At 45.7% G+C, this 21,252-nt stretch carries 23 protein-coding genes and 1 tRNA gene; 3 read left to right on the top strand and 21 right to left on the bottom strand.

The window, feature by feature from the left end:
* Positions 1-140 precede the first annotated feature (140 nt).
* The 17 genes from ACQW03_RS11350 to rpsF form a co-directional block, all read right to left on the bottom strand.
* Entirely contained in the window at positions 141-1,427 is a 1,287-nt protein-coding gene (locus tag ACQW03_RS11350; RefSeq protein ID WP_029518946.1) for an adenylosuccinate synthase, read from the bottom strand.
* Between the two features lie 376 nt (positions 1,428-1,803).
* Positions 1,804-3,162, bottom strand: coding sequence for a replicative DNA helicase (dnaB, locus tag ACQW03_RS11345; RefSeq protein ID WP_023991136.1), 1,359 nt, complete (start codon positions 3,160-3,162; stop codon positions 1,804-1,806).
* 2 nt (positions 3,163-3,164) lie between these two features.
* Positions 3,165-3,608, bottom strand: a complete 444-nt coding sequence (rplI, locus tag ACQW03_RS11340) for a 50S ribosomal protein L9 (protein WP_013312788.1) — start codon at positions 3,606-3,608, stop codon at positions 3,165-3,167.
* Positions 3,605-5,593, bottom strand: a complete 1,989-nt coding sequence (locus ACQW03_RS11335) for a DHH family phosphoesterase (RefSeq protein ID WP_076292920.1) — start codon at positions 5,591-5,593, stop codon at positions 3,605-3,607. Before ACQW03_RS11335 ends, rplI begins: the two co-directional genes overlap by 4 nt.
* Positions 5,594-5,604: 11 nt before the next feature.
* On the bottom strand, positions 5,605-6,522 hold the full coding sequence (locus ACQW03_RS11330) for a DUF2232 domain-containing protein (protein ID WP_441949711.1): 918 nt from the start codon (positions 6,520-6,522) through the stop codon (positions 5,605-5,607).
* 5 nt (positions 6,523-6,527) lie between these two features.
* Positions 6,528-6,830: a MazG-like family protein gene (locus ACQW03_RS11325; RefSeq protein ID WP_013312791.1), complete on the bottom strand. Its 303-nt coding sequence runs from the start codon at positions 6,828-6,830 to the stop codon at positions 6,528-6,530.
* A gap of 121 nt (positions 6,831-6,951) precedes the next feature.
* Positions 6,952-7,380 (bottom strand): CBS domain-containing protein, encoded by a 429-nt coding sequence (locus ACQW03_RS11320; RefSeq protein WP_013312792.1) that lies wholly within the window; start codon positions 7,378-7,380, stop codon positions 6,952-6,954.
* A 45-nt stretch (positions 7,381-7,425) separates the two neighbouring features.
* Positions 7,426-8,484 carry an LCP family protein gene (locus ACQW03_RS11315; protein ID WP_071644147.1) on the bottom strand — a complete coding sequence of 353 codons (1,059 nt, stop codon included), beginning with the start codon at positions 8,482-8,484 and terminating at the stop codon, positions 7,426-7,428.
* A 235-nt stretch (positions 8,485-8,719) separates the two neighbouring features.
* Positions 8,720-9,661, bottom strand: coding sequence for a D-alanyl-D-alanine carboxypeptidase family protein (locus ACQW03_RS11310; RefSeq protein WP_023991141.1), 942 nt, complete (start codon positions 9,659-9,661; stop codon positions 8,720-8,722).
* A gap of 159 nt (positions 9,662-9,820) precedes the next feature.
* Complete coding sequence (locus ACQW03_RS11305) at positions 9,821-10,786, bottom strand: ABC transporter ATP-binding protein (RefSeq protein WP_071644149.1); 966 nt, start codon at positions 10,784-10,786, stop codon at positions 9,821-9,823.
* On the bottom strand, positions 10,783-11,766 hold the full coding sequence (locus ACQW03_RS11300) for an ABC transporter ATP-binding protein (RefSeq protein WP_025723142.1): 984 nt from the start codon (positions 11,764-11,766) through the stop codon (positions 10,783-10,785). Before ACQW03_RS11300 ends, ACQW03_RS11305 begins: the two co-directional genes overlap by 4 nt.
* Before the next feature lie 13 nt (positions 11,767-11,779).
* The gene (gene opp4C, locus ACQW03_RS11295) at positions 11,780-12,703 is read right to left on the bottom strand and encodes an oligopeptide ABC transporter permease (protein ID WP_071644151.1); all 924 of its coding nucleotides are present in this window, start codon (positions 12,701-12,703) and stop codon (positions 11,780-11,782) included.
* A gap of 11 nt (positions 12,704-12,714) precedes the next feature.
* Complete coding sequence (locus ACQW03_RS11290; protein ID WP_023991143.1) at positions 12,715-13,677, bottom strand: ABC transporter permease; 963 nt, start codon at positions 13,675-13,677, stop codon at positions 12,715-12,717.
* A 68-nt stretch (positions 13,678-13,745) separates the two neighbouring features.
* The gene (locus ACQW03_RS11285; protein WP_076292924.1) at positions 13,746-15,485 is read right to left on the bottom strand and encodes an ABC transporter substrate-binding protein; all 1,740 of its coding nucleotides are present in this window, start codon (positions 15,483-15,485) and stop codon (positions 13,746-13,748) included.
* Positions 15,486-16,008: 523 nt separating this feature from the next.
* Complete coding sequence (gene rpsR, locus ACQW03_RS11280) at positions 16,009-16,281, bottom strand: 30S ribosomal protein S18 (protein WP_013312800.1); 273 nt, start codon at positions 16,279-16,281, stop codon at positions 16,009-16,011.
* Between the two features lie 21 nt (positions 16,282-16,302).
* Positions 16,303-16,794, bottom strand: coding sequence for a single-stranded DNA-binding protein (gene ssb / locus ACQW03_RS11275; protein WP_013312801.1), 492 nt, complete (start codon positions 16,792-16,794; stop codon positions 16,303-16,305).
* A 49-nt stretch (positions 16,795-16,843) separates the two neighbouring features.
* Positions 16,844-17,128 (bottom strand): 30S ribosomal protein S6, encoded by a 285-nt coding sequence (rpsF, locus tag ACQW03_RS11270; protein WP_013312802.1) that lies wholly within the window; start codon positions 17,126-17,128, stop codon positions 16,844-16,846.
* 318 nt (positions 17,129-17,446) lie between these two features.
* Here rpsF and ACQW03_RS11265 point away from each other — a divergent pair, with 318 nt between their 5' ends.
* Complete coding sequence (locus ACQW03_RS11265) at positions 17,447-17,641, top strand: YjzC family protein (RefSeq protein WP_013312803.1); 195 nt, start codon at positions 17,447-17,449, stop codon at positions 17,639-17,641.
* Positions 17,642-18,007: 366 nt separating this feature from the next.
* A complete protein-coding gene (locus ACQW03_RS11260; RefSeq protein ID WP_029518959.1) occupies positions 18,008-18,325 on the top strand; it encodes a hypothetical protein in 318 nt (105 codons plus the stop codon).
* Between the two features lie 220 nt (positions 18,326-18,545).
* Here ACQW03_RS11260 and ACQW03_RS11255 read toward each other — a convergent pair.
* From ACQW03_RS11255 to ACQW03_RS11245, 3 genes are all read right to left on the bottom strand, one after another.
* A tRNA-Ser gene (locus ACQW03_RS11255) sits at positions 18,546-18,636 on the bottom strand.
* A gap of 77 nt (positions 18,637-18,713) precedes the next feature.
* Positions 18,714-18,938, bottom strand: a complete 225-nt coding sequence (locus tag ACQW03_RS11250; protein WP_025723137.1) for a DUF951 domain-containing protein — start codon at positions 18,936-18,938, stop codon at positions 18,714-18,716.
* A complete protein-coding gene (locus ACQW03_RS11245; protein ID WP_220030520.1) occupies positions 18,928-19,878 on the bottom strand; it encodes a mechanosensitive ion channel family protein in 951 nt (316 codons plus the stop codon). Before ACQW03_RS11245 ends, ACQW03_RS11250 begins: the two co-directional genes overlap by 11 nt.
* A 251-nt stretch (positions 19,879-20,129) precedes the next feature.
* Here ACQW03_RS11245 and yyaC point away from each other — a divergent pair, with 251 nt between their 5' ends.
* On the top strand, positions 20,130-20,735 hold the full coding sequence (yyaC, locus tag ACQW03_RS11240) for a spore protease YyaC (RefSeq protein ID WP_104497449.1): 606 nt from the start codon (positions 20,130-20,132) through the stop codon (positions 20,733-20,735).
* On the opposite strand, the gene ACQW03_RS11235 is transcribed toward yyaC, so the two are convergent.
* The gene (locus tag ACQW03_RS11235; protein WP_013312808.1) at positions 20,689-21,210 is read right to left on the bottom strand and encodes a DUF4446 family protein; all 522 of its coding nucleotides are present in this window, start codon (positions 21,208-21,210) and stop codon (positions 20,689-20,691) included. The two genes, yyaC and ACQW03_RS11235, sit on opposite strands and share 47 nt — an antisense overlap.
* Positions 21,211-21,252: the final 42 nt, after the last annotated feature.

The following is a 21,252-nucleotide window of genomic DNA, read 5'->3' as shown; positions in this document are numbered from 1 at the left end:
TTGTTATCACAAATCGACAAGGAAGATAAGATTATGTAAAGGGGGAGGAACCATTTAACACTTCATAGAATAAAAAAAGGAGAGAGGCTGCTAACAGCCTCTCTCCTTGAACATGTATCAATAGCTATATCATTCTTGTCCTACAAATAAATCGGAAGCACCTGATTTGTTTGATCGCGATTACGCCCAACCGAGAAAATAGCAATTGGGATACCTGTCAGATCAGACACGCGTTGTACGTAATTGCGTGTAGTCTCAGGCAGTTCCTCCAGCGTTTTCACACCAGTGATGTCTTCGCTCCAACCTGGCATTTCTTCATATACCGCTTCGCACTCCGCCAGCATTTTCAGGCTAGCCGGATAATGCGTAATCACCTCACCGCGGTACTTGTAACCTGTGCAAATTTTCACTGTTTTCAAGCCAGTCAATACATCCAGCGAGTTCAGGGAAAGACCCGTTAACCCACTGACACGACGGGCATGACGCACAACAACGCTGTCAAACCAGCCAACACGACGAGCACGACCTGTAACCGTACCGTACTCATGACCTGTTTCACGAATGTAATCGCCGACTTCATCGTTCAGCTCAGTTGGGAAGGGTCCATCACCTACACGAGTGGTGTACGATTTAGCTACACCGATGACTTGTTGAATCTTGGACGGGCCTACACCGGAACCAATACATACGCCGCCAGCCGACGGGTTGGAGGACGTAACGTACGGATACGTACCTTGGTCGATATCGAGCATAACGCCTTGCGCACCTTCAAACAGTACCTTTTGATTTGCGTCAATCGCATCATTCAACACGACAGACGTATCTCCTACATAAGGACGGATAAATTCGGCATATTCCAGATACTGTTTCAATATTGCTTCTACATCCAATGGCTCGCCGCCATATACTTGTTCAATCACTTGATTTTTTTCTTTCGTTTGATGGCGCAGCTTCTTTTCGAATTCCTCTGCATCCAGCAAATCAGCAATACGAATACCGTTACGCGCAGCTTTATCCATATAAGCAGGGCCGATCCCTTTACGGGTAGTACCAATTTTGTTAGGACCTTTGCGGTCTTCTTCCAGCACATCCAGCGTCATATGGTACGGCATAATCACATGTGCACGGTCACTAATGACCAGATTTTTTGTGGAAAAGCCATTATCATGAATGTAAGTAATTTCTTCAATAAGAGCGGCCGGATTGACTACCATGCCGTTGCCAATAACACACTTTTTATCTTCATAAAAAACGCCGGATGGAATCAGGCTCAGCTTGTACTTTTTACCGTCAATGAGAATCGTATGACCAGCATTGTTTCCGCCTTGGTAACGGGCCACCACTTCAGCGCTTTCCGCTAGATAGTCCGTGATTTTACCTTTGCCTTCGTCTCCCCATTGTGTTCCCACAACGACTACAGTTGACATGTTTCATTCCTCCGTGGAGTGCCCACAGACACTCTGATTTTGAGCTGACACACTACGCATATCCGACTTCAACCGCCTGGGCGGCAGATATGGAGCGTTCTCGGACAGCAGGAAAAAACGTCCGTCGTAGACATTCCGTAGGTTCGGAAAGCCCCGGGCGTAATGATCTCCCCGCTGCGTTGAAGCAGCACTATAAGTGTAACAGCACCATTTTTTAAAGTCAAATAAAAAGCGAACATTATATTACATGAAAATAGTATTGTTCGTAATTGAGAGTTTCATTCCTTATATGAAAATACGTAAATCCTATAAAAAAGGACCCTTTCGAGATCGCGAAATCCGCGTCGAAAGAGCCTTTTCTAATGATACTAATATGTTATCCGGCGAACGCATCCGAATGGGCACGCTCGTAATTAGCGAATTTATTATAATTTTTGAGAAAGACCAACTCTACCGTACCGACCGGGCCGTTACGCTGCTTGGCAATGATAATCTCAATAATATTCTTCTTTTCTGTTTCCTGATTATAGTAATCATCCCGGTACAGAAACGCCACGATGTCAGCATCCTGCTCAATGGAACCCGATTCCCGCAAGTCACTCATCATCGGTCGCTTGTCTTGACGCTGCTCCACACCCCGGCTCAGCTGGGAAAGGGCAATTACAGGCACTTCAAGCTCACGGGCGATTTGCTTCAATGTCCGTGAAATTTCGGATACCTCCTGTTGCCGGTTCTCGCCTGCTTTGCCTCGTCCGTGAATAAGCTGCAAGTAGTCGATTACGATCATGCCCAGTCCCTTTTCCGTCTTGAGACGGCGGCACTTGGCACGGATATCAGCCACAGTGATGCCGGGCGTATCATCGATATAGATTTCCGCCTCTGACAAGGCTGCAATGCCCATCGTCAGCTTCGCCCAATCGTCGTCGCCTTTAAATTCACCTGTCCGCATGACGTTCGCGTCCAGATTGGCCTCGGCGCAAATCATCCGCTGCACGAGCTGAGCAGCCGACATCTCCAGACTGAAGATGGCTACTGTCTCTTTTGCCCGAACTGCAACGTTTTGCGCAATATTCAGAGCGAACGCTGTTTTACCTACGGATGGACGGGCGGCCACAATGATCAAGTCATTGCGCTGGAAACCCGCCGTCATCTTGTCCAAATCAACAAACCCGGACGGAATCCCGGTCGTATTGCCCTTGTTCTGATGCAGCAATTCAACGCGGTCAAACACTTCCATCACGACATCGCGAATGGCAATAAAACCACTACCTGAGCGCCCGTTGGATATCTCCATAATCTTGCGCTCAGCATCGCTCAGCATACCAGCGACATCCTCGCCACTGCTATAGCCTTCGCTCACGATCTGTGTAGCTGCACGAATCAAGCGACGAAGCATCGCTTTTTCTTCAATGATCTGGGCATAGTAATCCACGTTAGCCGCTGTTGGCACCCCGTGAGCCAGCTTCGCCAGATAACTGACACCGCCGATATCCTCTAGCTGTCCCTTGTCCTGAATTTTCGAGGTCAGCGTAACCAAGTCAATCGGCTGTCCGGATTCACCCAGCTCAATCATTGCTTCGTAAATCATCTGATGAGCCTTATCATAAAAGTCCTCGGTCTGCACCCGCTCCATTGCGGTAATCAGTGCTTCAGACTGAAGCAAAATAGACCCGATAACCGCCTGTTCAGCCTCCAGATTTTGCGGAGGAATCCGATCAAAAAATTCGCCGCCCATAATTATTCTTCAGTCACCTGTACTTTCAGCGTAGCTTTGACCTCAGGATGAAGCTTAACGGTCATTTGAGTCACGCCCAACGTACGAATCGGTTCTTCCAGCTCAATTTTACGTTTGTCCAGCTTGATGCCAGTTTTAGCTACTGCCTCCGCGATTTGCTTGCTTGTAATCGCGCCGAACAGCCGTCCACCTTCACCAGCCTTCGCCTTGAGCTGAACCGTTGTCTCTTCCAGCTTTTTGCCGAGCGCTTGAGCCTCTTCCTTTTCCTCTTGCTTGCGCTTTTCCTCAGCAGCATTCTGATTTTCCAGCGTCTTCATATTTCCTTCTGTCGCTGGACGGGCAACACCACGCGGCAACAGGAAATTCGCTGCATAACCGTCCGACACTTCCTTAATTTGCCCCTTCTTGCCTTGGCCCTTCATATCTTTAATGAATATCACTTTCATTCAAATAACCCCTCTTCCCCATCAATTTCGGCCAGCACGTCGACCACTCTGCGCTTAGCTTCCTCCAGCGGGCAATCCAGCTGAACCGCCGCATTCGTCAGATGTCCTCCGCCGCCTAGCCGTTCCATGACGACCTGTACGTTCATGCGTCCGAGTGAACGGGCGCTGATCCCCACCAGGCCGTCAGGACGTTCACTGACCACAAAGGAGGCCAGTACATCCGTCATATTGAGTAATGAATCCGCCACCTGAGCAATCAGGAGCTGCGGTATTTTCTGTCCGGGCTCAGTTACCGCAAATGCGATATGCCCATATATCATTTTAGCATGCTTAATAATTTCCGCCTTAGCAATATATTCATCCAGGTCCTCTTTTAACATGCGCTGGATCATAACTGTATCTGCCCCGCTACGCCGTAAAAAGCCGGCTGCCTCGAATGTACGCGAGCCTGTATGCAGGGAAAAATGCTTGGTATCCACCGTAATCCCCGCCAGCAGTGATGTTGCCTCCAGCGGTGTCAGTTGGACCTTCTCATGGATATATTGCAGCAGCTCGGTCACCAGCTCACAGGCCGATGACGCATATGGCTCCAAGTAGATCAGAACCGAATCGTTAATAAATTCCTCGCCCCGACGATGGTGGTCCACAACAACCACCCGGCTGGCCGTCTGCACCAGTCGAGGCTCAATCGTCATCGAGGCCTTGTGCGTATCCACCACGACCAGCAGACTGTGTTCAGTCATCAGCTGGAGCGACTGCTCCGGCGTCATGAGCGCTTGCGACAACTTCTCATCCTTGTTTACCTGCTCCATCATTCGGTCGATAGACGGATTTGATTTATCCAGCACAATATGTGCCTCTACATTGTAGAGTGCCGCAGCCTTCCATACACCGATGGCCGCTCCCAATGCATCCATGTCCGGTATTTTGTGTCCCATAATCAGCACGCGGTCGCTCTCCTGCATCAGATCACGCAACGCATGTGCAATGACTCGGGCTCGTACCCTGGTACGCTTCTCGACAGCATTGGACTTGCCTCCATAAAAGGACAGGCGTTGTCCCGCCTTCACTGCTGCCTGATCGCCCCCACGTCCAAGCGCCATATCTAGACTGGATTGGGCCAGCTCGCCTAGCTCCTTGATGCTCTCTGCACCGAAGGACAAGCCAATACTTAGTGTCATTGGTACTTTTAAATCCGCCGTCATTTCCCTTACGGTATCCAGAATGACGAATCGACTTTGCTCCAGCTCCTGGAGGGCTTTATGATTTAGCATAATGAGATAACGCTCAGAAGATAATCGACGCAAATAAATATTGTACTGATTAGCCCAGGATGTAATCTCGCTTGACACCTTCGCAATAAGTGCGGTGCGCTGCTGATCGTCCATTCCCTGAGCAGCCTCGTCCATATTATCGAGCATGACGATACCGAGCGCCAACCGCTCGTTTTCATACTGCTTGCGTAGCACCGCCAACTCCGTTACTTCATACAAATATATCAGACGCTCATCGGGCACGATCAGAAACTGATAATGACGCTCATCATGCTGTAGCTCCACCTTCAGCTCACGAGCAGGCTCCTTTGTTTCCTTCTTGGTGCCTAGAGCACCTGCGAGTTGAGGAAACAAATCTTGAAGAGACTCACCAATCAGCGATTGCTCCTCGAACATCTCCCCGGCAAACCGATTGTGCCATTCTACCGTTCGATTTTCACTGTATAAAATGATGCCGAACGGCAATGTACTAATCGCTTCCCCTTCCACCCGCTTGATCCGGAAGGAAAGACCGCTGATATATTGATTCAGTTCCCGACGAAAATCCAATTCCGTCTTCAGCATCAGCCCGCCGAGCAAGAATGACAGCAGCAGTCCTATCACACCCAGTTCCCAGTTGTACATGGAAATACATATGACAAGCACCAGCAGCAGTAAAAACGCCCAGACCGTCTGATAGCCGTGCCAGCGTTTTTGTAGAAATTTAGGCATGACTGTTCACCCTATTTCTTTGATCTAGTAATAGCTTCACGCAGCGGAAAGGCCAAATCAATAATACCTATAATGCGGAGCGGCTGGAACACCAGAACGACGAGCGACAGCAGCAACGCAATCACCGGGCTCATTTTACGGCTATGCGTCCAGAAGTATACAAAACCAATCGTCTGGATAATAAAACATGCATGAATCAGCGGTAGCATACTAATGGAAACCATTTGAATCCAGCTGCTATCGGAAGACCCTGCTATCCATTCAATTACAATTGCCAGCAGATAATACCAGATCAGCGCGCGCGGTAGCCTCCACTCGCGGGCAGGCTTCATTTTGCGTACCGGTACATCGAGACTGCTCAATGCCGGACGTGCCAAAGCATGCGTAATCACCGCCAATATGAACGAGGTCATGATCAGCACATACGGAATTTTTCCAATCAGCATTGTGCCGAGTTTCTGTGTATCCTCTGCCGTCCAATTCATGTTTGAAAACATCGGATTAGCACTCAAAACCTGCTGTACTATACTTGCCGATATCGCAGCCTGATCACGAAGGTACTGCGAAAGATCAAACCCAAAGGAATACGTAGCGATAAACAGAACAACCAACAACTCGGCTAAAATAATGCCCATTCCGGTCATCAACGCCTGAAAAGCAGGTCCTCCCCTTTTATATATCCGTCCCATCATTATTGAAGGAATCAGAAAGTAAATCGCAGGGAGCAGCGAATACACATCGAGTAGCGCTATAATTAACAGCACCGGTATGACGTGAACCAGAAATCCTTTGAAAGGCAGCGATGAAAACAATACAGCGCCAGGCACAATCAGCAAAAATACGGTAATGATTCTTAATGGTGTCAATAGAGTCAGCAGCAGAAGCAAATAAATGACGCTCCATGCTACAGTTGCCAAGCGGAATTTCAACGTTTTCACCTCTTACGCATATGTTCTTCCAGTGCGGAAATGTCCTGATACCAATCCTCTAGCTGGTGTCCTTCTTTTCTGTGCTTTCTTAGCTTGTCGATGAGTAGATCATCCAATTCACGGTAAGACACTCCAAGGCGCCTTCCCAAAATATAACTGCTCATCACCAAACTCGCCAAACAATCACCAATGCGGGCTGTACTGCCTTCCCACATCGCCTTAAACAGACGGGAGACTTGGTCAAGCACCTCTGTTTTAAGCCATTCAATAACCTTGGCTCGTTTAACTACATCCATTTCTTTAGGCATATGATGAAGAGTCACACCCCTCTGAAAAAGCTTTATTCTCCATTATAGCATATCCTATTCTGAAAATAACTGTTACCCCATAGGGTAAATCGTTATTTTCGGAGCAGCTCTGCTGCTTATTTTAGCTTGAAGTATTAAGCGATTCCCTGGATACAAATTTTTCACAATACTCAATAATCTGGCTGCGACGTACAATGCCAATAAACCGTTCCATATCATCCACAACGGGCACAAAGTTCTGTACCTTAGCCAAATTAATTAAATCCTCCATGTTCGCGTCAATGGATACGGGCTTCATCGTAACCCGCAACGGAACGTCCTTAAGCATAAACTTAGAAGCGTTTTCAAAGGTGATTTTCCCCTCGGACTCTTTCATATGCCACAACAGATCACCTTCTGTAACTGTACCTGTATATCTACCTTCCTTATCCAAAATAGGAACTGCTGTAAAACGGTGATATTCCATCCGTTCCAACGTTTGCCGTAAAGTAGCATCCGCCGTTACACAAGCAACTTCCTGTTTGGGAAGCAAGAAAAAAGCGATGTTCATGAGAAACGAATCCCCCTCAAAATCAAATATAAATCAATTGATTATTCACTGAATGTCCTGCTTGTCGGGAAGCCTCAGCGTCTGCGGGGTTGTATCGGAATCTAGCCAGTTCGCAATCATAAGTCTGGCATATTCAAGTTCCTGTTCATTAGCCCGGTCATAATACAGGCCCTTCTTCTTGAACCCTTCCCCCGTAATCGTAAAACTTGAAATTTGTGGATTCCCCTGCGAAATAGCCTGCTTGCCAAGCCCAGTAATAAAAGTAGGTTCCATATCGGTTTTGAAATTGGCTCCCATAATATCGAGCAACTCCGGGATTTTGGTAATTCCGTTGATATTCAGTAACTTATCCGCCATAGCGTTCAAGAAAATTTGCTGCCGTTTTGTGCGGTTGAAGTCGCTATCTTCCCGATATCTAACATAATACATGGCTTCCTCACCATTATAAAGCGGCTTGCCCGCCTCAATACGGAACTTGATATGCAGCGGGTTCTTATTCTCAATGGGCTTGTCGATGGGAAGCACAACTCCACCCACTGCGTTCACCGCCTCCTGAATACCCTGGAAATTAATCGTAGCATAATAATCGGCCTTATGCTCCATCAACTTCTCTACTGTAGCCATGGACATATCTGCGCCTCCGAACGCATAAGCATGCCCCAACTTATCAAAATCATCCTCGCCATCGCGATTCGGATCATGTCCAACAATCTGTACGTACGTATCCCTTGGAATGGAAATCAAAAGCACACGCGATTCTGCGGGCCGTACTACTGCATACATAACCGTATCTGAACGACCACGGGCCTTTTCATTTGGCCTTTCATCTGTACCCAGTAACAGCACCGAAAAAGGTTCCTTACGGTAAGCTACTGTCTCTTGCTGTTGCTGTTCCCCGGATTGTCGCGGTTGATAGGATTTCTCCAGCTTGCTTTCCAACGTCGGTGATACAAACCACTCAAAAGCCACCAGTGTCAGCTGTTTGCGGAATAGGTAGCCTCCCACTGCAATCAAAAATAAAACAATACATGAAATATATAGAGCGGTAAACCTCTTTTTCTTTTTGGGCTTTCCACTGGTCCTTCTCTTATGTCTTCTCTCCATAACAGGTACCTTCCTTCTTTCCGTCACAAATCCCATCTCTTCATTAAACCGAATTGGTCCCTCATGAAGCGAAAACTTCCCCTCAAAGCATAAAAGGTCTGCTACCTTGTTGTCAAAAGTATCATGGCGTGGTCAGCTTCTCAAATTCATGCCAAAAAAGGCTTCGACCTCACGGTCAAGCCCAAATTCATGTTTATATTCGTATCCTATGTAGCTTTCAAAATCATTTTTCACCTTAATGTGGAGCCAGTTTCACCAAATTTTGCAGTCGCACCGGGAAAGAAGTCGACAGGGCAAAACCATAATCGAACAACCTCCGGGTCTGCTCAAAACGCTCCTCCTTGCTCGGTGCACCCAGCACCACAGCAACTAGCCGTCTTCCATGCTGCTCAGCTGTACCCGTGAAGCAGTATCCAGCATCGCTTGTGTACCCTGCTTTCAGTCCGTCCGTTCCCGCGTAAGAGTACGGTCCAGCCAAGGAAGGCAGCATCCAGTTCGTATTACTAATGTAGATGCCTTTATCCTTCAACTCCATCTGTGTACGGCTGGACGTTCTCAAAATCTCCGGGTGTGACGTAATCAAATAGGAGGCCAACTTCGCCGTGTCGCTTGCTGTCATTTTCGTTTCTCCCCGAATATCCTCAGGGTGATTTGGCCCCAATTCACTCTGACCTGCCCCAGAGGCATTGCTGAAGCGACTATCGGATGACAACCCGATTTGGGCAGCTTTTCCATTCATACGCTTCACAAAAGCTGATTCATTCCCTGCTGAACGCTCCGCTAACGCGACAGCGGCATCATTCGCTGAATACACAACCATACTCTGGAACAATTCGGATACGGTCATCCTTTCACCATACCGGAGGGACAGATTTACACCGCCCACCGTACTCGCGTAACGGCTAATTCGCACTTCATCATTCCAGCCTAACCGTCCGGCCCGAATATCCTCCAGCACCAATAGCTCAGTCATGAGCTTAGACATATTTGCGGAAGGCATAGGCGTATCGCCGTTCACATCCATCAGTAATTCCCCAGTATGCATGTCCATCAGCACCGCAGCCTCTGCATCCACATTCGGCTTTCCGATCAACAGTCGGGGTCCAAGCGTAATAAAAATCAATATAATAAGTACCGGGACGACAATAGCCCAACGTAACCAATGTTTTTTCATCATCGTAATAACCTCCATACTTTATTAGACGATGAAAAATCCATTTTGTCTGCAATTTTTCGAAAAAAAGATACAATTTTTTTACCTTTTTTATTTCACGACAAAATATCCGTCAATGCTGCTTTCAGAATGACGGATATTTTGCTTCCTAATTATTATATTTTAGGCAAAATGACAGGCTACAAAATGCTGATCGCCCGCATCGCGGTATACCGGAATCTCTGTTTTACAACGTGCTTCTGCCATAGGACAACGTGTATGAAACTTGCATCCTGAAGGCGGATTGGCCGGAGATGGGATGTCTCCTTTCAACACAATCCGTTGTCTCTTGATCGTGGGATCAGGAATCGGTACTGCCGATAGCAGCGCCTTCGTGTACGGATGAAGCGGATTACTGAACAGTTCCTCCTTGGAGGAAAGCTCTACCATTGAACCTAAATACATCACACCAATCCGGCTACACAGATGCTCGACTACACTTAGATCATGCGAGATGAACAGATAGGTCAATTGGCGTTCCTGCTGCAAATCACTTAACAAGTTAATAATCTGGGCCTGAATAGACACATCTAGAGCAGATACCGGCTCATCAGCCACAATAAAATCAGGATTCAAAATCAAAGCCCTTGCAATCCCGATCCGCTGACGCTGGCCGCCAGAGAACTCATGCGGATACCGATCATAATGATACGAGGACAGCCCACAAATATTCAGCGTTTCATTGACCCTCTTCCGCAGCTCACTACGATCAATCAACCCGTGATCCAGCAACGCCTCACCAATGGCTTCGCCGACCTTAATTCTCGGATTCAGTGAGCTAAAAGGGTCCTGAAAGACGATTTGCAACTTCGGACGAAGCGCACGAATCTGCTCTTTGTTTAACGCGTGCAAGTCTTCGCCTTTGTATCGTACCGATCCCTCGGTCTTATCCATCAATCTGAGAATCGTACGTCCAATCGTGCTTTTGCCACAACCCGATTCTCCTACCAGACCGAAGGATTCACCCTTATGAATGTTAAAGGATACATCATCGACTGCTTTCACATGTCCGACAGTACGCTGAAAAATCCCGCCTGTGATCGGGAAATACTTTTTCAACCCTTCCACTTGAATCAAAGGCTCGCTCATATCCGTTGCCCTCCTTCTTTCTCATATAGCCAGCAGGCAACCTTATGACCATTCTCCTTTTCATTCAAAGGAGGAGCCTGATCCTTGCAGATTTGCATACAGTGGGAGCACCGATCATGGAAATGACAATTTTCCCCCAACTCAATTGGGTTTGGAACCTGTCCTGGGATGGAATACAGTCGATCCATTTTCTGATTAATGACGGGCTTCGCCTTTAATAAGCCTTGAGTATATGGATGCTGCGGATTTTTAAACAGCTCAATGACAGGCGCCTCTTCAATGACGTTTCCAGCATACATAACGACCACATAATCAGCCATTTCTGCCACGACACCCAAGTCGTGCGTAATGAGCATAATGGACGTTTTAAGCTTATCCTTCAAATCCCGCATTAAATCCAGAATCTGTGCCTGAATCGTAACATCCAGTGCCGTTGTTGGTTCATCCGCAATCAATAACTTCGGATTACAGCTTAATGCGATGGCAATCATGATCCGCTGGCGCATACCGCCACTCAATTCATGAGGATAGGAATGAAATATTTCTTCCGATCGTGAAATCCCCACCAAATTAATCAGCTCAATTGCCCGAGCATGTGCTTCTCTTTTACTCATTAATGTATGCATCAGCAACGGCTCCGTGATCTGTTCCCCAATCGTAAGCACGGGATTCAGAGAAGACATCGGCTCCTGAAAAATAATCGAGATGTCATTGCCGCGAATTTGCTGCATTTGACCCTTATTGAGTTTTAGAAGGTCCTTGCCCTCAAACCAGATTTGTCCGTCTGAGGTGTGGGGAGAATCAATCAACCGCATCATCGTCATCGCTGTTACACTCTTACCGCAGCCAGATTCTCCTACCACACAGAGCGTTTCACCCTCACGAATTTTAAAACTGACGTCATTGACCGCTTTGACAGTTCCGTTAGAGGTATGAAAGTGGGTTTTCAGGTTACGAAATTCAATCAAAGCATTTTCCATAAACGTTCGTCTCCTACTTCTTCATTTTAGGGTCCAGCGCATCACGCAAACCGTCGCCAATTAGGTTAATTGCTACAACTGTAATTAGAATACACATTCCCGGTGGGACCCATATCCAAGGCCGTTTGCGGAAGTCAATTAGGTTATTTGCAGCCGATATCATGTTCCCCCACGAAGGTGTGGGCGGCACAACGCCGATTCCCAAGTAACTGAGCGCAGATTCTGTAATAATCGCACCCGCTACTCCAAGCGTAGCCGTAACAATAATGGTAGGAATCGTGTTCGGCAGCAAATGTCGGAATATTTTGCGACGGTCTCTCAAGCCTAGCGCTTCCGTCGCCTGCATAAACTCCTGTTCACGCAGCGTAAGAATCTGCCCCCTGACCAGACGAGACAAGCTAGTCCAGCTCAAGACCCCGATAATGAGCATCAGAAAATAAATGCGATTCGACGGATCGACCTTCAAATCCGACAGAACAGCACCTAAAATAATAAGCAGCGGTAATGTAGGGAGTGCCATGAAAATATCGGCAATCCGCATAATAACCGTATCCACGCCTTTACGATAAAACCCTGCCAGCGCACCCAACGTTGCTCCGATCATGACCGAAATAAACGTGGCGACTAGTCCCACCGTCAAGGAAATACGGCCGGCCAGCATCGTACGCAGCAAAATATCTCTACCAAACTTATCTGTACCAAGCCAGTACTTAGCATTAGGCGATAAATTTTTGTCAGCTAGCTTGTAATCATCTAAATGATAAGGTGAAATCATCGGTCCAAATATACAAATGATAACCATCAGAATTAATATAACGAGACCAGCCAAAGCCAGACGGTTTTGGTTAAAACGGCGAACGGCGATTCTCCATGGAGACGCTTCAGGACGGATCGCCGCCTTTTGATTCGTTTCAATCGTGACTGTTTCTGCGGACAATAGTATCCCTCCTACTTCAAGCGAATTCTTGGATCTGCCATGCCATACAATACATCAGAGAGCAAATTACCGATAAGCGTAAGCAACGCTAAGAAAATCGTGAAGCCCAACATAAACGGATAATCCCGCATACTAATCGACTCCAGATAGACCTGACCCACACCCGGCCACACAAATACCTTCTCCAGAATCATCGCCCCACCAAATAAGGCCGGAAGCTCGAAGCCAAGTAGTGTGATGGCTGGAATCAGTGCATTGCGCAGTGCGTGCTTGAAAATAACCGTACGTTCCTTCAACCCTTTGGCGCGTGCGGTACGAATATAATCCTGACGAATGACCTCCAACATGCCTGTACGGAAATACCGGGTCAGACTTCCTGTGCTCAGCATCGTAAGTACGAGCGTCGGCAGGAACATATGCTTGAGAACATCCACCATATAAGCCCACGAGCCTGGCTCCATTCCTGCTGTGGTCATGCCCCCAACCGGGAGAATTCCCCACTCCAGGGCAAATATTTTGATGACCAATAGACCAATAAAAAATGAAGGTAGCGACATACATAAGAAAATGAATAATGTGACAAACTTATCGAATAACGAATATTGGAACTTGGCTGAAAATACCCCTGCAATAACCGCAATCAACCAGCTAAATATAAGACTAAAAAAAGCGATAATAAATGAGTTCCATACATAATTGCCAATGACCTTCGTTACCGGCTGCTTATGCTGTAATGAATCCCCCATATTCCCCTTTAACATATTACCGGCCCATATAAAATAGCGTTGGTACTCCGGTTTATCCAGCCCGTAGATATGTCGTAGCTGCTGCGCCTTTTCGGCCGTCATATTCGGGTTCTGCTTGGCTGTAATATAATCACCCGGCACCATGGCTGAAATCGCAAATACGATAATGGATATGCCAATAAGTGTGGGGATGAGTTGCAGCAGTCTTCGAATAATGTACTGCTTCATATTCATTCCTCCAGACGAATAAAGTGATATGCCCAGCTCGTGAGAGCTGAGCATACGATTGGCAACCCTTATTGAGCGATCTGAGCGTTATGCAGAGTGAACTCAAAATCTTTGTATGGCGTAATTTCTAAGCCAGATACACGTCCATTAACTGGCCACATATCTCTGCGTTGGTACATAAAAATAGTTGGTAGATCTTTGTTCAGCTCTTGATAGAGCTGTTTGTAAATCAATTTGCGTTTCTCTTGATCCAGCTCATGCTTACCAGCAACCGTTAGTTCATCGACCTTCTTATTGGAATAGCCAATATCATTTTGTGCACCATTCGAAATAAAAGTCGTTGTATCCGGGTCTGGTGTTAAGCCCCAAGCCGCGAAGAACATATCAAACTTGCCTGTGTCCTTTTTATCCATAATGGCGTTAAAATCTAAAGTTTCGGAAGTCAGCTTGATGCCTAGCTCCTTATAGTTATTGGACATGATCGGTAGCAAGGCCTCTACTACTGGATTATCAGCAGTCGCAGAGAAGTTAATGGTCAGCTTTTCTCCGTCCTTTTCGCGAATTCCGTCAGCACCAACCTTCCAGCCTGCCTCATCTAGCAAAGCCTTCGCCTTAGCTGTATCAAATTCATATTTGTTGATACCCTCATCCGTATAAGACCAAGATTCTGTAGATTGTGGAATGTTAATAACATTCGCATATGGACCATACACGCCCTGCACAATCTCCTTACGGTTTAAGCCAATCGTTAGAGCCTGACGTACTTTAGGGTCCTTAAATTTCTTTTCCTTATGATTAAACGCAATATATCCATAGCCGTTTGTCGGCATAATATTCACATCCAAGAAGCCCAACGCCTTTAATTCCTCTACATTGTCTTCAGTAACTGTGATGTTGTCCATGTCCGTTTCACCTGTTTGCAGCATAGACAGATTCGTTTCTTCTGTTGTTGTTTTGAAAATAACTGACTTCACTTTTGGTGCGCCTTTGAAGTAGTTTGGATTCGCATCAAATACGACTTGTTGACCCGGCGAGAAGCTCTTCAGTACATACTGACCAGAGCCGATCGGCTTATTATTAAGTGCCTTGATGCTGTCCAGGTTACCCTTTTTGAATCCTTTCCCATAATAAGCTTCTGGCATGAAGTATTGCTCACCCAGAAAATCCTTTGTATACGCTGTTGCTTCTGTAACGGTTACCTCTACTGTGTTATCATCAATGACTTTGATACCAGAGATATCATTCGCCTTGCCATCGTGATACTCTTTACCGCCTTTAATCTTAAAAGATAATACATCTGTTTCTCCGTCATAATTTGGATCATGCAGTACCTTGAGGACAAAAGCATAATCCTTCACTGTTACTGGGGTACCGTCACTATACTTCACGCCTGGTTTCAGATGGAATGTATATTTTAGACCATCCGGCGATACATCAACCTTGTCAGCCAAGCTATTTTCATATGTACCATCCGCCTTCACCTGTAAGAAGGAATCAAATACTGTTCTGACTACATATAAATCGTAGGTCGTTTGCCAGAATAGCGGGTTAAATACCCCTTTAGGTGATGTCATACCTACTACAATGTTATCTTTCCGATTAGTTGCCCCCGGAGGATTTTGCGTCAGATCAGTCGCTTTAATAACGCCCTCCGTAACAGGTGCACTTCCTTCATTTCCCTCTGTTTTATTGTCCGCATTGCCTTGCTGTGGCTGTGCCTCATTAGCACCTCCGCTACATCCTGCAAACAGAACACCAACGATCGTAAGCATCATAAGCAAAGAAACCCATTTCTTCGTCTGCATCATCCTGTTAATCCCCCTTAGTCGGTTCTTTATTTAACAGCCTGTCTCATTCCTGCGGTGATTCGTTAAAGCTTGAGGTTTGAAAATGAAGTTGCACATCCTCCTTACTGTCTTAATAGCGTAAACACGTGTTTTAGACCTCTGGTCAATTTCGTGCGCTAACAACCATTACATTTTTATTAAGGTTTATCTTAAGTGTAAAATAATATCACGTCAATATCTTTTTTTATGTAATATAAAAATGCAAAATATCTATTTATGTAAAGTTTATGAATTTTACTTGTGGAAAATGACAAAAAACAGGATTTCATGTAATATAAAATAACATTTCAGAAGGCCGAAATGTTTACTCTGGCGAGTTGGGGAGCTTGCAATTTCACAAGCCATTAAAAGGTATACTATGGTTTATGGGTAAACATGGATTGTATTATTAGTAAGTTACAATAGATGGGACTTGTTGTCAATATAAAAAATCACGAAAAAAGACGCTCCCGGGATCGGGAACGTCTCTTTTTTCCACCCACTACTATTCAGTAGTGTAAGGAAGCAATGCGATTTGACGGGAACGTTTAACAGCGATTGTCAACATACGTTGATATTTCGCACTTGTTCCAGTCACACGACGAGGAAGAATTTTTCCACGTTCGCTGATGAATTTTTTAAGCAGGTCTGTATCTTTATAGTCAATGTGAGTAATTTTGTTCACAGTGAAGAAACATACTTTACGACGTTTGTTACGACCACCACGACGAGCTGGTCTTTTGTTATCGTCTCCGCCTTCTCTTTGTCTGAAGCCCATTCTTTGTCAGTCCTTTCCCAATTAAAATGGTAAATCATCATCCGAAATATCGATCGGTTTTCCGTCATCGGAAAAAGGATCCTGATTGTTTCGCGAGTTATTATTCCCGCGTCCACTATTGCTGTTACCGCCTCCGAAAGGAGACTCCTCACGCGCAGCTCCACCGCTATTGCCGCCACCGTTACCGCCATCGCGGTTAGATTCCAAGAAACGCACATTATCAGCTACAATTTCAGTCACGTATACACGTTTTCCTTCATTGTTCTCATAATTACGCACCTGAACACGGCCTTCAACAGCCGTTAAACGACCTTTGCGAAGATAGTTAGCGCATGTTTCAGCAAGCTGACGCCAGGTTACGATCGGCAAGAAATCCGCTTCCCGTTCGCCGCCTTGACTCGTAAACGGACGGTCTACAGCCAGGGTGAACTGGGTTACTGCTACACCAGACGGTGTATAGCGCAGCTCTGGATCTTTGGTCAAACGACCGATCAGAATGACACGGTTCAACAATCCAATCCCCTCCTTTGAGCGTTGTTCATTACATAATCACGTACAATAATTAAGCTACGTCGTTCGTAATGAGATAACGAATTACTTCGTCAGAAATTTTCATGATACGCTCAAGCTCAGTAACAACAGCAGGTTCTGCTGTGAAGTTTACCAGAACGAAAGAACCATCACGGAATTTCTTGATCTCATACGCAAGACGGCGTTTAGTTACATCGTGACTCGTAATTTCGCCACCGCCGTTAGAGATGATACCTTGGAATTTATCGACTGTCGCTTGAACAGCTTCTTGTTCAATGTCAGGACGAATAATATACATCGCTTCATATTTGCGCATTCTTTACACCTCCTTATGGACATAAGGCCCTCAATCTCAGTTGAGAGCAAGGAACGAGCCTAAGCTCGCACTAAAACAGTTTACCAAATCCAACAACTGAATGCAACCTACAATTCAATACACAAGCCTAAAACGGCTAAAAACACTGCATATCATCATGCTTTATACAATTTTATGGAACATCAAAAATTTCGCATATATAAAGGAAATCATTTGATTCACTCAGTATCTGTATACCCGGTTTCGCATGTTTATGTTCAAAACAGCGCACAATAACCGTTGCAGTCCAAATTCATTTATCTAAGGAGGCATAACCGTATGGGTGAAAAGACTGAGTTCGAACCAGGGGATAAGGTCCCAAACGACGGCGTATACATGGAGGTCGGAGAAAAGAGCTTCCATACTGAAATCCAAAACCCACAGCAAGTAACGCTGGAAAGAGGCGATTCTTTTCCGGAGACCGCCAACCATAATCGCAAATGGAAGAAAAAAACGAAAGCTCGTGTCCACTAATGTATATTTCTTCGGATTCCTGGCCATATTATGATTAGGCGATACAACAGAGAGGTGTGGTTCCGTTGGACGACGTAGCCGGACAAACTGTTAGGAGATCCATTCCGGGCATTAGAAGCGTTAGGTTTGTGTAAAAGGACACTGTCTTTTCAACACGGTATTGCTGGTCAGTACACCGAGTTTCATGATGTGATTGGACAGATCGTATCCTGTTAAAAATGTATCGCCTACGATGGAGGACCTTTGTGGTCCTCCTTTGTTGCATTATCGGACTTTTTGCATATACTGGTAAAATGCAGATTAATTCAGCTCCTTCTGCTAGAATATATCCAAGTACAAAGACCTACTATCTACGGAGGTTTAAAGATGAGCTATTCTCGAATATTAAAGTGGATATCAGGTATATTCGAATTGGTGCTTGCCGTACCGATTGTGGGAGGAGCTATTGTCATGGGGACCGGATACTCGGCTCTGGGATTTATGCTTATCCTGCATGCAGTAACACTTATCCTTTCGTTACGCAATCAGGAGGCGATCTACGGCTCTGTATGGGGAGTACTCACTTCTTTGCTGGCCTGGATACCCTTTGTAGGCTGGGCTCTCCATTTGATTGCAGCGATCCTTCTGATGATCTCTGGCTCAAAAAAAACAAAACGCTATCATTACCCGCCTAACCAGCTATAACAAAAGAGTGCTCCTAACGGCAATGTTTCTCTGCTGTCAGGAGCATTTTTTTGTTATCATGCCTTATTCATCCCCCAATAGACTCTTAATCATTTCTTCCATCTTACCTTCTTGGTTTATCTTAGTCTTTTCACTTATCACAGTCTGTTGACCTTTTATTCACAAACAAAAAATCCCCTACGTCACAGACGTAAGAGATTGGTTTATTAAATGAAGTTAGTGGCGGAAAGAGTGGGAGTCGAACCCACGCACGCCTTGCGACGCCTAACTGATTTCGAGTCAGCCCCCTTAGACCTCTTGGGTACCTTTCCGCAGCAAGGATAATTATATCATCATTGCAACTGTGACGCAAGTTGATTCTGGTTCATCGCCATTCATCCTTCTTGGCTCAATTTGCTTCCGTGTTTTGCTCGTCGGCGTTGGCCTTTGATCGCAGCACTTTCTTCATATTCTTTTCGAACTTGGCACGCGGAATCAGCACACTATGCTGGCAACCGACACATTTGATTCGAATATCCATCCCCATGCGGATAATTTCCATTTCATTCGTTCCACACGGATGAGGCTTCTTCATCTGTACAATGTCCCCTAGTTCAAATGACTTACGCTCCACCCTTCTCTCCCCCTTTTCTTCCTTGCTCATCTTCTTTTTCTAGGGTTATCGCCGTCTCCAAGGCGGCCTGACGATGTTCCTCATCCTCTAGGGCCTTCTTGATGTTATTCTGAATATCACGCTCTACCACGGCCCCTGTATTTGGCATACATTCTGCCACAACACGCACAATATACTCTGAGGTAGTCATGGACTGAACCCCTAACACATCTGGTATATTAAGTATCTGTACATTGGACTCTTCAATGCCTTCGATTGCCTGTTTTACCAAACCAACTGCTTCCTCCAGGCTCCGCTCGGCCTTCATTGGCACATCCACTACCGCCAACGCGTTGGACATGGAGAAGTTCGTTACCGTTGTAATTGAGCCGTTTGGTAAAATGTACACCTCACCTTTCCAGCTCACCAGTCTGGTTGTACGCAGCCCGATCATTTCCACTGTACCCTTGAAAGTACCTGTCTGAATGACGTCTCCTACGGCAAATTGATCCTCAAAAATAATAAAGAATCCGGTAATTACATCCTTAACCAAGCTCTGTGCCCCAAAACCAACGGCTAATCCAAGCACTCCAGCTCCAGCAATCAGAGGGCCGAGATTAATACCCATTTGAGATAGCACCAGCATAATTAAGATGAAATTAAATACAATATTGGTTACATTTTTCAGCAGTTCCCCAACAGTCGTTAACCGCCTTGTATTCAATCGGAACCTGCCGTTATCTCCTTTTTGTTGCATCGACTTATCTATAATTTTATTAATAACTCGAATAAAGATACGTGTGATGATAAAAATAATCGCGATTTTCAAAATTACAAACAAAAAGGCCGACCACATCGCACTATCGGTAAGCCATTTCCATACAACATCCTTCCAGTGAATCGCACCTTTCACTACGTCATCGGTTTCTAAATTACCGGCCAACCAATGTATAAAGGTCATGCTGTATTCCTCCTTAAACAAGGGAACTACTCTTCCTGCTTCCCAAATTCTATTTCCTACTATATAAGCTTATCTACTGACTTTAAACATATGGCTATGAATAATCTACTTCCTTCGAGTATAAAAGCACAAGTTTATCCATATACTAGCTACTATCTTGAGAATAAATGTTACCCGCAGGCTAATTGTTATTCTCCAAGGTACAGCGAGCGCAACCTTCACACTCCATTACAGAGCGAAAGGAAGATTCCATGACTCATCCATCTGACTTCATTCCGGGGCAAGAACCCCTAAGCTTAAAAATATCACACACAGACCCCGGGATCCAATCAGCCATCATCCATCGTCTGCTGTTCCATCTGCATCAGGCGCCGAGTCTGCAAAATATCGTCATTATTTGCATCGGCACCGACCGTTCTACTGGAGATTGCCTGGGTCCGCTCGTAGGTACGCATTTATCACGCTACAAAAGCCCTCTGTTTAACCTATACGGTACATTAGAGGAGCCTGTACATGCTATGAACCTGCAAACGACGCTGAATAGCATACAAGCCCGATATGAACAGCCTTATATCATTGGTATAGATGCATGTCTTGGACAAACCTCCAGCGTTGGATGCATTCAGGTTTCAGATGGTCCTCTCAAGCCTGGGGCAGGTGTAAATAAAGAATTACCGCCGGTCGGCGATATCCATTTGACTGGTATCGTTAACGTCGGCGGCTTCATGGAATACTTCGTACTGCAAAATACGAGACTAAATTTGGTAATGAAATTATCAGATATCATTGCTGGCAGCCTATACTCCGCGATTAAGGAGTGGCATTACCGTTCTGTCCTGCTTGCTGCGCAAGAGTAACGGCTTCTTTTTCTTCAGGTGATAAGGAATAGGTGGATTGTCCCGCTTCTAGAGGCTTGGCATACACATATGAGCCATCTCGGTTATAAATGCCGGTTAAAACCATACCATCCTGATTGTCGTCTACAATAGCCAGAGAAAAGCTTAAATCGCTTCCTCTCTCACCAAAGGCATTATAGCGTTTGATACCTATATGTCCCTTCAAGCCAGTCAGTTTACTACGTAGTGATTTCATACTTGCACGATGGGTTTCCTGCTCATCCTCAATCGTATCCATCTGTACCTTCAAATCAATCAGCAGCGTTTCCAAATTCTCGACACCGCTGCCTGCCATCATGGTTTCATACTTTCGCCGCATCTTCTTCAGCTTTGCACCCTGCACGATAATAACAATCAACAAGATGAGCAAAATAAGCACGATCCCTGCAACGATTCCGGCAAGCTGTTCCATGATTAGTCCATTCAATTCAGCCATATGCTTGCTTCTACTCCTCTACCTCAAAAATCATGTTACTGC

Source organism: Paenibacillus sp. DRB1-1 (assembly GCF_052119485.1).
Taxonomy (GTDB): Bacteria; Bacillota; Bacilli; order Paenibacillales; family Paenibacillaceae; genus Paenibacillus; species Paenibacillus polymyxa_B.
This window is presented reverse-complemented; position numbering and strand designations above follow the sequence as displayed.

Bases quoted from the DNA above. Each gene is read 5' to 3' on its own strand.
- rpsR (WP_013312800.1), bottom strand. From the start codon at position 16,281: ATGGGCTTCAGACAAAGAGAAGGCGGAGACGATAACAAAAGACCAGCT.
- ACQW03_RS11305 (WP_071644149.1), bottom strand. From the start codon at position 10,786: ATGAGCGAGCCTTTGATTCAAGTGGAAGGGTTGAAAAAGTATTTCCCG.
- ACQW03_RS11350 (WP_029518946.1), bottom strand. From the start codon at position 1,427: ATGTCAACTGTAGTCGTTGTGGGAACACAATGGGGAGACGAAGGCAAA.
- rplI (WP_013312788.1), bottom strand. From the start codon at position 3,608: ATGAAAGTGATATTCATTAAAGATATGAAGGGCCAAGGCAAGAAGGGG.
- ACQW03_RS11260 (WP_029518959.1), top strand. From the start codon at position 18,008: ATGAGCTATTCTCGAATATTAAAGTGGATATCAGGTATATTCGAATTG.
- ACQW03_RS11290 (WP_023991143.1), bottom strand. From the start codon at position 13,677: ATGAAGCAGTACATTATTCGAAGACTGCTGCAACTCATCCCCACACTT.
- rpsF (WP_013312802.1), bottom strand. From the start codon at position 17,128: ATGCGCAAATATGAAGCGATGTATATTATTCGTCCTGACATTGAACAA.
- ACQW03_RS11310 (WP_023991141.1), bottom strand. From the start codon at position 9,661: ATGATGAAAAAACATTGGTTACGTTGGGCTATTGTCGTCCCGGTACTT.
- ACQW03_RS11315 (WP_071644147.1), bottom strand. From the start codon at position 8,484: ATGGAGAGAAGACATAAGAGAAGGACCAGTGGAAAGCCCAAAAAGAAA.
- ACQW03_RS11265 (WP_013312803.1), top strand. From the start codon at position 17,447: ATGGGTGAAAAGACTGAGTTCGAACCAGGGGATAAGGTCCCAAACGAC.
- ACQW03_RS11325 (WP_013312791.1), bottom strand. From the start codon at position 6,830: ATGCCTAAAGAAATGGATGTAGTTAAACGAGCCAAGGTTATTGAATGG.
- ACQW03_RS11320 (WP_013312792.1), bottom strand. From the start codon at position 7,380: ATGAACATCGCTTTTTTCTTGCTTCCCAAACAGGAAGTTGCTTGTGTA.
- yyaC (WP_104497449.1), top strand. From the start codon at position 20,130: ATGACTCATCCATCTGACTTCATTCCGGGGCAAGAACCCCTAAGCTTA.
- ACQW03_RS11285 (WP_076292924.1), bottom strand. From the start codon at position 15,485: ATGATGCAGACGAAGAAATGGGTTTCTTTGCTTATGATGCTTACGATC.
- ACQW03_RS11245 (WP_220030520.1), bottom strand. From the start codon at position 19,878: ATGACCTTTATACATTGGTTGGCCGGTAATTTAGAAACCGATGACGTA.
- dnaB (WP_023991136.1), bottom strand. From the start codon at position 3,162: ATGGGCGGCGAATTTTTTGATCGGATTCCTCCGCAAAATCTGGAGGCT.
- ACQW03_RS11235 (WP_013312808.1), bottom strand. From the start codon at position 21,210: ATGGCTGAATTGAATGGACTAATCATGGAACAGCTTGCCGGAATCGTT.
- ACQW03_RS11300 (WP_025723142.1), bottom strand. From the start codon at position 11,766: ATGGAAAATGCTTTGATTGAATTTCGTAACCTGAAAACCCACTTTCAT.
- ACQW03_RS11335 (WP_076292920.1), bottom strand. From the start codon at position 5,593: ATGCCTAAATTTCTACAAAAACGCTGGCACGGCTATCAGACGGTCTGG.